This is a genomic window from Desulfobacter sp., from assembly GCF_050177295.1.
Genome location: NZ_JBFXHE010000165.1, coordinates 1 through 9,227 on the forward strand (window position 1 = coordinate 1; position 9,227 = coordinate 9,227).

10 protein-coding genes are annotated in these 9,227 nt (G+C 50.0%); 7 read left to right on the forward strand and 3 right to left on the reverse strand.

Features of this window, described 5'->3' with window-relative positions; genetic code table 11:
* The first annotated feature begins 329 nt into the window (after positions 1 to 329).
* The gene (locus AB7U36_RS12520; RefSeq protein ID WP_428160102.1) at positions 330 to 641 is read left to right on the forward strand and encodes an IscA/HesB family protein; all 312 of its coding nucleotides are present in this window, start codon (positions 330 to 332) and stop codon (positions 639 to 641) included.
* A 162-nt stretch (positions 642 to 803) separates the two neighbouring features.
* Here the strand turns inward: AB7U36_RS12520 and AB7U36_RS12525 are convergent, their stop codons facing one another.
* A complete protein-coding gene (locus AB7U36_RS12525; RefSeq protein ID WP_428160103.1) occupies positions 804 to 1,745 on the reverse strand; it encodes an exopolyphosphatase in 942 nt (313 codons plus the stop codon).
* 70 nt (positions 1,746 to 1,815) lie between these two features.
* On the opposite strand from AB7U36_RS12525, the gene AB7U36_RS12530 reads away from it, so the two are divergent.
* The 3 genes from AB7U36_RS12530 to AB7U36_RS12540 are packed head-to-tail and all read left to right on the forward strand — an operon-like array spanning position 1,816 to position 4,288.
* Positions 1,816 to 1,977, forward strand: a complete 162-nt coding sequence (locus AB7U36_RS12530; RefSeq protein ID WP_428160104.1) for a ribbon-helix-helix protein, CopG family — start codon at positions 1,816 to 1,818, stop codon at positions 1,975 to 1,977.
* Positions 1,974 to 3,539: a CHAD domain-containing protein gene (locus AB7U36_RS12535; RefSeq protein ID WP_428160105.1), complete on the forward strand. Its 1,566-nt coding sequence runs from the start codon at positions 1,974 to 1,976 to the stop codon at positions 3,537 to 3,539. The genes AB7U36_RS12530 and AB7U36_RS12535 overlap by 4 nt, the downstream gene beginning before the upstream one ends.
* Positions 3,540 to 3,553: 14 nt before the next feature.
* Complete coding sequence (locus tag AB7U36_RS12540; protein WP_428160106.1) at positions 3,554 to 4,288, forward strand: ParA family protein; 735 nt, start codon at positions 3,554 to 3,556, stop codon at positions 4,286 to 4,288.
* A 2-nt stretch (positions 4,289 to 4,290) separates the two neighbouring features.
* On the opposite strand, the gene AB7U36_RS12545 is transcribed toward AB7U36_RS12540, so the two are convergent.
* Both AB7U36_RS12545 and AB7U36_RS12550 read right to left on the reverse strand, forming a co-directional pair.
* Positions 4,291 to 4,851 carry a flavodoxin family protein gene (locus tag AB7U36_RS12545; RefSeq protein WP_428160107.1) on the reverse strand — a complete coding sequence of 187 codons (561 nt, stop codon included), beginning with the start codon at positions 4,849 to 4,851 and terminating at the stop codon, positions 4,291 to 4,293.
* Positions 4,852 to 4,953: 102 nt separating this feature from the next.
* The gene (locus AB7U36_RS12550) at positions 4,954 to 5,109 is read right to left on the reverse strand and encodes a hypothetical protein (protein WP_428160108.1); all 156 of its coding nucleotides are present in this window, start codon (positions 5,107 to 5,109) and stop codon (positions 4,954 to 4,956) included.
* Between the two features lie 29 nt (positions 5,110 to 5,138).
* Between AB7U36_RS12550 and AB7U36_RS12555 the strand changes: the two genes are divergently transcribed.
* The 3 genes from AB7U36_RS12555 to AB7U36_RS12565 are packed head-to-tail and all read left to right on the forward strand — an operon-like array spanning position 5,139 to position 8,873.
* Positions 5,139 to 6,839 carry a 2-oxoacid:acceptor oxidoreductase subunit alpha gene (locus AB7U36_RS12555; protein WP_428160109.1) on the forward strand — a complete coding sequence of 567 codons (1,701 nt, stop codon included), beginning with the start codon at positions 5,139 to 5,141 and terminating at the stop codon, positions 6,837 to 6,839.
* Positions 6,839 to 7,696 carry a thiamine pyrophosphate-dependent enzyme gene (locus AB7U36_RS12560; RefSeq protein ID WP_428160110.1) on the forward strand — a complete coding sequence of 286 codons (858 nt, stop codon included), beginning with the start codon at positions 6,839 to 6,841 and terminating at the stop codon, positions 7,694 to 7,696. Before AB7U36_RS12555 ends, AB7U36_RS12560 begins: the two co-directional genes overlap by 1 nt.
* Positions 7,697 to 7,721: 25 nt before the next feature.
* On the forward strand, positions 7,722 to 8,873 hold the full coding sequence (locus AB7U36_RS12565) for an alpha-hydroxy-acid oxidizing protein (protein ID WP_428160111.1): 1,152 nt from the start codon (positions 7,722 to 7,724) through the stop codon (positions 8,871 to 8,873).
* Positions 8,874 to 9,227: the final 354 nt, after the last annotated feature.

Below are 9,227 nucleotides of genomic sequence, written 5' to 3' on the forward strand. Positions count from 1 at the left end.
AAAAAAAATATTATCCAACCATTATATGCAACAGGTTGGCAGAAAAAGGGAAATAAAGACATTTGAAATATTAAACATTTCCTGTCGAAGATTGCAACAGTCAATTTAAAAGTCCTATAAAATTTCCATGCAGTCCGCCCGGATATCCCCGCCCACCTATGCCCAAGGCTTTAACACCCCTGTTAAAAATTGCAATCGTCATTAACGCACTGTTAAATTCCCTGTCTTGCATCTATTCACGATTTAGCCCATACTAACAGCCATGAGTTGCTCTGGGCGATCAGCACCCAGGCCCAACCCACAACAGAAAATGAAGGAGATACTTAGGTATGATAAATGTTACCAAGCCTGCCCAGGAACAGGTCAAAATTTATTTTGAAGGCAAAGAAATTACGCCCATTAGAATTTTTCTCAACAGTGCCGGATGCGGCGGCCCAAGCCTTGCCATGGCTTTGGACGAGAAAAAAGAGACAGATGCCGTGTTTACCTTTGATGATGTGGAATACATCATGGATAAGGATCTGCTGGAAAAAGCAGGTCCTGTGGATGTTGATTTTGAAGGTACGGGCTTCCGCCTTGAATCCAGTCTGGAACCGCCTGCCGGGTGCACAGGATGCGGCGGCGGAACATGCTGTAGCTAGTGTTTGAAAGTTTGATTTTTTTTCAGGCCCAGGACCGCAGATGAAATAAATCGAGCAGAAATTGCGCCTTGTATATAAGCCAAAAGGCAAGCCATTTCGTTCAATTTATAAAATTTGCGGTCCTAATCTGTAATCCGGTTCATCTATGGGCATGGCCTCATTCTATGCCGATTCAATTGCAGGCGCATGCATTTGTGTTCCAATGGACTGCGCCTGCACCCTCTGGTCGTGCAAAACCCGGATCATGCCGTCGGCAAGTCCCTGCATGGGTACATGGATTTTTTCGCACCGGCCCCAGGTCATGGCTTTAATATAAATCCGCGCAGCCGGGATAATAACGTCTGCCCGGTCCGGTTTCAAATAAAAGCGTTTCATCCGTTCTTCCAGCGCATAATCAGCCAGTTCATCCCGGATTTTTTTTATTTTTTTCAGGCTCACCCATGTCCCGGGCCGGCCTTTGGCCAGCTTAAACAGTTTGTTGATGTTTCCACCACTGCCAATGGCCTCCACAGGCTCGTGTCCCCGGGTGATTTTTTTTAACCAGGATTTCATCAGATCCCAGTCCTGCTGCCGGGCCCGGTTGTTGAGCAGACGGATGGTGCCCAGGTTAAAGGAACGGCTGGCCTGGACCCTGCCGTCACAGAACAACGTGATTTCCGTACTGCCGCCCCCCACATCCACAAACAAAGCTGCTTTTTCCGGTGAAGTCATTATTTGGTGGCGGTTCTGGAAAAGATACCGGGCCTCCTGCCTGCCGTTGATAATTTCGATGTCTATACCGGTCTGCTCCCTGATTCTGCGGCATACCTGCCGGCCGTTTCCGGCGGATCTCATGGCCGAAGTGGCACAGGCCTTGACCGCCACGGGCTGGTACGCATCAATGAGCTTTGCAAACCCCCCCATGGTTTTTGTCAGTTTGCAGGCCCGTTCATCCGAGATCATGCCCCGTAAAAAGGCGTCTTCACCTAAACGGATGGGCATGCGCATCCAGGAGATTTTTTTTACCCGAAGTCCGAACTCTTCTTCCGCCGAGACCATGGCTAAAAGCAGGCGGACGGCATTGGAACCGATGTCGATGGCAGCGTATTTTGTCATTGAATCCATAGTGGTTGACATCTTAATTTAATGACGTCATTATATCAAGGCGTGAAACAAAGATTAACAAGGATCTAACATGGTAAAAACCAAAAAGGTGAATACGTCTCTGCGGCTTGACAAAAAAGTGCTTAAGGAGCTTAAAATCCTGGCCATTGAAAAAGAGACCAGCGTCCAGGCCATTATTGAAAACCTGATCCATGAATACATTGAAAAGAACAAGGAAAAATCAGAACAATGAATCTCCCATCCCCGCAAACGTTTATGCTGCCGGCCGGTATCAATGTCAAAAAGATAAATGCCACCCTCAAAGATGCCAATATGACCCTGGCAGGCAATGCATGTGAGCCTGAAGAGGGGACTGTTCTGGATACCTTTGATGCGGCGGTTTACAATTCAGATGCCCTTTTAATCCAGACGGAATCCGGTCTGGTCAGGCTCTGCTGGTCAGGTGATGTAACTGCCCAGGCTGCGCCGGAATCTGAATGGCGATTTGCCCGGGATCTTCCCCAAGGGCCGGTCAGGGACCTGATTTTGGAGCAGTCTGCCTTGCGGGCGTTTATACCGGCAGGGCAGGTGACCATCGTCCGGGATACGCTAAGCCTTCTGGATGATGAGCAAAAAACCTGCTGCCGCATTGAATTGATCTCTTTGAGCCGTGGAAAGAATACCTGGTCCTGGCTTCGGACCCGTCCCATGCGCGGTTACAGCGACAGCCATGCGCTGATCTGCGGCATTTTGAAAAAAGTGGAAAAACCAGGGCTTCCGGCAGAGGTGCTTAAGCTCAGGATTTCGGATTATACATCCAAGCCGGATATTCACCTGTCTGAAAATACCCCTGCCAGGACAAGCCTTTGTACCATTGTCCAGACCTTTTTGCAGGTGACACGCCGTAACGAACCCGGACTGATTGACGATATTGACACCGAGTTTCTTCACCAGTGGCGGGTCAGTCTGCGCAAGGTGCGTTCCGTGCTTACCCTGTTCAAAGGCGTGGTGGCCACTGAAACCCTTGACCAGTTGAAACAGGACTTCAGGGATATTATGCAGGATACCAACCTGATGCGGGACAGGGATGTTTATTTTTTGTCTAAGGACGATTATTTTGCCCTGGTTCCCCCCAAGGCCCACCCGGGACTTGGGGTCCTTTTTGAACTGCTGCAACAGGATCGGGATGAGGCCTTTGGAAAGGTTAAGGCCATGCTTAAATCCAAGGCCTACAAACAACAGATAAAATCCATTCAGAAGTTATTTGAGAATCCCAATGCCCTGCCCAAAGGCCCCCAGGCCGATGCCCCGTCAAAAATTTTTGCCGCGAACCTTGTTTTGAAACGATATAAAAAGGTGTGCAGGCTTGCCGGAAATATAACCGATAAGACCCCGGATGAAACCATTCACGAACTGCGCATCCAGTGTAAAAAACTGCGGTACCTGATTGAATCGGCCCAGCCATTATTTGACGACAACCAGGTAAAAAGCCTGCTCAAAACCCTTAAAGGGCTGCAGGAGCATCTGGGAAGTTTCAATGACCAGTCTGTCCAGCAGGCCACCCTGGCCCAGTGTCTTGACCGTTATCCGGACGCCGGACCCAATGCCAGGGCCCTGGCCGAAAGCATCGGGGCGTTGACGGCCATGCTTTACCGCAAACAGCTGGAAGAGCGCCGGATGATCATTGAAAACCTGTCCCGGTTTTACAGCCCGGATACGCAGGGTGCGTTTAACGCCCTGTTTGATTTAAAACACATTGCGGCAAACCCGAAACCTGAAACCGGAGAACAAGACAAAACCCAGGTTGACTCATAGGGAGATATTGATTTATGAAACTTATTGCCTGTTATTCCAACAAAGGCGGTGTGGGAAAAACCGCAGCCTCGGTCAACCTGGCATATGCCAGTGCATTAAGCGGCAACCGGACACTTTTGTGCGACCTTGATCCCCAGGGGGCCTCAGGGTTTTATTTTCGTGTGAAGCCGTCCGAAAAACTGAAAAATCAGAGCTTTTTTGAAGATACAAAAAAATTTGCACATGCCATCAGAGAAAGTGATTTTCACAATCTGGACCTTTTGCCCGCCAACATGAGTTTCAGGGATTTTGATATTTTTCTGTCCCGGATGAAAAAGAGCCGCTCCAGGCTGAACAAGGCGCTGAAGCCGGTTGATGGCGAATATGACATTGTTCTTCTGGACTGCCCCCCCAATATCTCCCTGCTTTCGGAAAATGTGTTCAAGGTGGCGGACCGGATTGTTGTGCCGGTGATCCCCACCACATTGTCCCAGAGGACCCTTGAACAACTGTATGAATTTTTCAAAAAACAGGGCTATAAGTCATCCAAGATCTTCCCGTTTTTTTCCATGGTCCAGCAGAGCAAATCCCTGCACCTTCAAATCATGGAGGAGATACGGGCCGGGAATAAACAGGTAATGGAGACCTGGATTCCCTTTTCCACCCATATCGAGCGCATGGGTGTCCACAGGGCACCGGCCCTGGCCTATGCCGAAAAAGAGGCGGCTGTGGCAGCCTACTCACAATTGTGGCAGGAAGTTCAAAATTAAGACTATTCCGTGAGTTTACGGGCAAATTCACACGCCTGGTTTTTTACGGAATCATCCATCTGATCCGGGGTTGAACATCCCCCCACAAACAATTCTGCGGCATTAACCGATTTATGGTATTTCTGCATCCTGCTGAATGCGGTGAATGCCTCTGCGGCATTGTTGTCAAAAGGCCCGGCACCTGTCATCAAAAGCCCCTGGCGCTGGCCTTCCACAAGGGAGAGATGTTCAGGGGCGGTGGTATACAGGCTGTAAGTGCGGTCGATGACGGATTTAAGCTGGGCATTCACGCCCCAGAAATATAGGGGGGAGGAAAAGACAACGGCCTGGGACTTAATCATTTTTTCCATGATTTCAGTCATATCATCCGTTTGGATACAACCCGGGGCATCCATTGTCTGTTTGCATTTTGCACAGCCCATGCACCCTTTAAGATTTTTTGAATGCAGGTAAACGGGTTCCACATCATGGCCAAGACGGATGAGTTCCTCTTTTACCCATTCGAGCACCTTTGCCGTGTTTCCGTTTTTTTTGGCGCCCCCCTGCAGCAGCAGTATTTTCATTTTTATCTCCTTATTTCCTTACGGACATTAAGTTTGTATCACAAATTAGATCAATAACAGGACTTGTCAATTGGAATATTAAAATCAAATGTTAAAAAGCGGTCATCCTGGAAAATGATACAGGGCAAAGGATTGACTTTTTTTTAAATCGCTTTCATATTCAATGGAAACGATTTCGAATTCAGGCGGGCAAGGTCTGGATGACAGTTCTCTTTCACAATACCTTGCCCGGGAATAAGGCAGGTCTTTTTCATCCACTAAAATAAAAAATAACAATAGGTGCATCCATGAAAACTGATGTAACATTAAAAATTGCAGGCGCGGCGGGGCAGGGCATCCAAACCATTGGCGACCTGCTCTCCGAAGTGTGTCACCAAAGCGGTTTGTTTATCTTCTCTGTGGATGATTTTGAATCAAGAATACGGGGCGGGCACAGTTTTAATCTGCTGAGGATCAGCGATAAGCAGATTGCTGCCCCCGGCAACAGGCTTGATATCCTTGTTTGCATTAACCAGGATGCATATGAGTTACATAAAGAAGAGTTGCTAAGCGAAGGCATTGCCATTGTCAACGCAGAGGAACCCGGGACAAAAAACAAGACACGCTTTGAAATCCCTTTGAAAAAACTGGCAGAAGACGCCGGCAATAAAATTACAGCCAATACAGTGGCCGCAGGTGCTGTGCTGGCCATTCTCGGCACACCCTTCACTCTGCTGGCCGATGTTTTAAAAAATCAGTTTGCCGCCAAGGGCGAGAAAATCGCGGCCCTTAATATTGCAGCGGCCAAAAAAGGCTTTGATGCGGTGAAAGGCTTAAGCCGGAACACCGGGTTTACATGGGAGGCAAAAAAGAGCAATAACATTGTTCTCAGCGGGGCCAAGGCCGCAGCTTTAGGTGCGCTGGCCGCTGACTGCCGGTTTTTCCCCTTTTATCCCATGAGTCCGGCCACAGGTGTGATCTCCAATGTGATTCCCTATACGGAAAAACTTCCCGTTGTTGTTGAACAGGCAGAAGATGAGATTGCCGCCGTTATAATGGCCATTGGCGCCTCCTTTGCCGGTGTCCGCGCCATGACCGCAACCTCGGGCGGCGGCTTCTGTCTCATGACCGAAGGATTAGGGCTTGCCGGGATGACGGAAACGCCGCTGGTGATCGTCAATGCCCAGCGCCCGGGGCCTGCCACGGGGATGCCCACCAGGACCGGACAGGCAGATCTGCTTTTTGCGCTCCATGCATCCCAGGATGAATTCCCCCGGTTTATTTTTGCGCCGGGGACCCCTGTTGAGACCTATGAGACCATGAAGCGGGCCTTTCACCTGGCAGAAAAGTACCAGGTCCCGGCCATTGTGCTTCTTGACCAGTTTCTGGCCAACTCCAGGGTGACGGAAATTAACAGCCTGACCGTGGCACCTGACATTGAACGCTTTTATGAGCAAAACAATTCCGGCAATGACGATATCCCCTATTTGCGGTATGCCCTGGCAAAGGACGGTGTCTCTCCACAAAGACTGCCCTGTTCGGGCCCGGGGCTTGTCCGGGTCACAGGCAATGAACATGACCCTGAAGGGCACATCAGTGAAAATGCCGCAAACAAAATTGCCATGACCCAAAAGCGTGCTGCAAAGCTGCCTGCCATGATCAAAGAGATGGACCCACCGCTTCTGGTGAACCCAACGGCCCGGGTGTTTCTTGTGGGCTGGGGGTCAACACGGGGAAATATTCTGGAGGCTGTTGAACGGCTGCGGGCCCAAAACATAGAGATCGGGGCCGCCCTGTTCAAAGACCTGTGGCCCATGGACCGTAACGCGGTTGGAAACATGCTGGATGATAAGCACCTGATCATGGTGGAGCAGAATGAATCCGGCCAGTTGGGACGCCTGCTTGCCCAGGAAGCCGGCATCGCCGCCTTTGACACCATCCTCAAATATGACGGCAGACCTTTTTTCCCGGACTATATTGTTCAAAAGGCAAAGGAGCTTGTAAAATAATGATTACCTCAAAAGAGTTTAACTGCAATTATGAAAATAAATGGTGCCCGGGATGCGGTAATTTCCAGATCCTTGCCGCTATGAAAAATGCCTTTGCCCAACAGCAGATTCCGCCTGAAAAGCTCACACTGATCTCAGGTATCGGCCAGGCCGGAAAAACACCCCACTTTCTCAAATGCAACATGTTTCATGGGCTTCACGGCAGGGCGCTTCCCCTTGCAACCGGAACAAAGATTGCCAATAACGATCTTACGGTTGTCGTAAACTGCGGGGATGGAGACTGCTATGGCGAAGGCGGCAATCACTTTCTTGGGGCAATCAGGCGAAATATCGATATGACGCTTCTGGTGCACAACAACCAGATTTACGGGCTGACCAAGGGCCAGGCATCTCCCACGTCAAGCCTGGGGATGGTCACAAAACTGCAGAATACCGGTACCACCTCATCCCAATTTTCTGCCCTGGCCATTGCCCTGGCTGCCGGGGCCGGATTTGTGGCCCGGGGGCTGTCGGCAGAGTCCGGGCATTTGACGGAACTGATCGTCAAGGCCATGAACTACAAAGGCTTTGCTCTGGTGGACATTTTACAGCCCTGTGTGTCCTTTAATAAAATAAACACCTTAAGCTGGTATAAGGAGCGGGCTTACAAACTGGCGGATACGGACTATGACCCCCGGGATCCTGCAAGGGCGTATACGCTGGCCCAGGAGTGGGAAAACAGCCTTCCTTTAGGAGTGTTGTATGAGGCTGCCGGAACACCATTCCACGAACGGGTTCCCAATCTTAGGGCCAAAGCCCTTGCCGCGCATAATTATGACAGCAAACTTTTGACAGACACGCTTTTACAAAACCTATAGTAAGAAGAAGGAGGCTCCATCTGATATGACTATCTGGCAATGCACCATGTGCTTTACGACCATGGACCAGGAAAAACTGCCTGAGCAGTGTAGCTTTTGCGGGGCTGACAATCGCGTTATTCTTGATCAGGAAATAGTTCCCCAAACCCTTGAAGCGGTTCGGGACAGGGCAAGAAAAAACCTCAAAGGATTTTGTGCGGCTTATCCTGCCTGTGACGGCAACTTTGATAAAATCTGCCAGAAAGAGGCCTATGGCAAACCCATTGGATTCGGAGGTGCCGGTGCAGGCTTCTCCTTCCGGGGAAATGTTGCGGCCCTTGAGGCCGTGCGCCTGAAACTGCGGGTGGTGGGAGAACATACCGAACCTGACACCTCCTGCTCATTTTTAGGCACAAAACTTGATTTTCCGGTCATGGGTGCTTCCACGGCAGGAGCTGAGCGTTACGGCAATGCCATAAAAGAAGAAGATTTCTGCAGGGCCGTGATCCGGGGGTGTAAAGAGGCCGGCACCATGGGGTGGCGGGGAGACACGTTTTTTTATACCCCCGGGGACAACCCGGCGCTCAGCGCCATAAAAAAAGAAGGCGTGCCAGCTGTTCCCATCTTCAAACCCAGGTCCCAGGATGTGCTCAAACAGCTCATCCAAACGGCCGAAGAGCTGGGATGTCCTGCGGTTGGTGTGGATCTTGACGGGTGCGGGTCCACCATTATGGCCCTGCATAACCAGCCGGTATTCCGCAAGAGCGTAAAGGATATCAAAGAGCTGGTCCAGGCCACTTCTTTACCCTTTATTGCCAAAGGGATCATGACGGTGGAGGATGCCCTAAGCTGTGCTGATGCCGGGGTCAAGGTGCTCAGTGTCTCAAATCACGGCGGCCGGGTCCTTGATGCAACGCCCGGGACGGCAGAAGTGCTACCGGATATTGCCAAACACCTGAAAGGCCGGGTCATCATCACTGCAGACGGCGGGGTCAGGACCGGCTATGACGTGCTCAAGATGCTGGCACTGGGTGCGGATTTTGTACTCCTTGGCAGGGATGTGATCCGGGCGGCCGTGGGTGCAGGTTCCCTGGGCGTCAGAATACACATGGAACATATTCACAAGATATTGAAAAAAGCTATGTTCATGACCGGGGTCAGCACCATTGCCGATATTGATTCATCAATACTGTGCTGATCAAAATTACTATTGATTTCAGGATCTTTGGACGGTCAGGGTATTAATCTGAACGAAGGGCCAGGATGGGGCTGAGCCTGGCTGCCTGGCCAGATAAATGCCGAAAAAGATCCTCATGGCCACGGTCGCAGCAACCCCCAGGCCAATGGAATTGTAGGAAAATGAAAAGCCTTGGCAAATGGTACTCTTGAAGAGTCAACTAAAAAAACTCGAACATCGAGTCCTACCACTCGATGTTCAAGTTTTTAATTCTTGACTTTTGAAAATTACCAAATGACGGGCATTTCAAGCTTTTTTTGAGAAGTCTTTCAGAATCAATTTAAAGTTAAAAAACCATGAAAAGCCTTGGCAAAT

What these genes read in the sequence shown, in the direction of transcription:
- AB7U36_RS12565 (WP_428160111.1), top strand. Translation starts at nt 7,722, where the DNA reads ATGACTATCTGGCAATGCACCATGTGCTTTACGACCATGGACCAGGAA.
- AB7U36_RS12520 (WP_428160102.1), top strand. Translation starts at nt 330, where the DNA reads ATGATAAATGTTACCAAGCCTGCCCAGGAACAGGTCAAAATTTATTTT.
- AB7U36_RS12540 (WP_428160106.1), top strand. Translation starts at nt 3,554, where the DNA reads ATGAAACTTATTGCCTGTTATTCCAACAAAGGCGGTGTGGGAAAAACC.
- AB7U36_RS12535 (WP_428160105.1), top strand. Translation starts at nt 1,974, where the DNA reads ATGAATCTCCCATCCCCGCAAACGTTTATGCTGCCGGCCGGTATCAAT.
- AB7U36_RS12525 (WP_428160103.1), bottom strand. Translation starts at nt 1,745, where the DNA reads ATGGATTCAATGACAAAATACGCTGCCATCGACATCGGTTCCAATGCC.
- AB7U36_RS12555 (WP_428160109.1), top strand. Translation starts at nt 5,139, where the DNA reads ATGAAAACTGATGTAACATTAAAAATTGCAGGCGCGGCGGGGCAGGGC.
- AB7U36_RS12545 (WP_428160107.1), bottom strand. Translation starts at nt 4,851, where the DNA reads ATGAAAATACTGCTGCTGCAGGGGGGCGCCAAAAAAAACGGAAACACG.
- AB7U36_RS12560 (WP_428160110.1), top strand. Translation starts at nt 6,839, where the DNA reads ATGATTACCTCAAAAGAGTTTAACTGCAATTATGAAAATAAATGGTGC.
- AB7U36_RS12530 (WP_428160104.1), top strand. Translation starts at nt 1,816, where the DNA reads ATGGTAAAAACCAAAAAGGTGAATACGTCTCTGCGGCTTGACAAAAAA.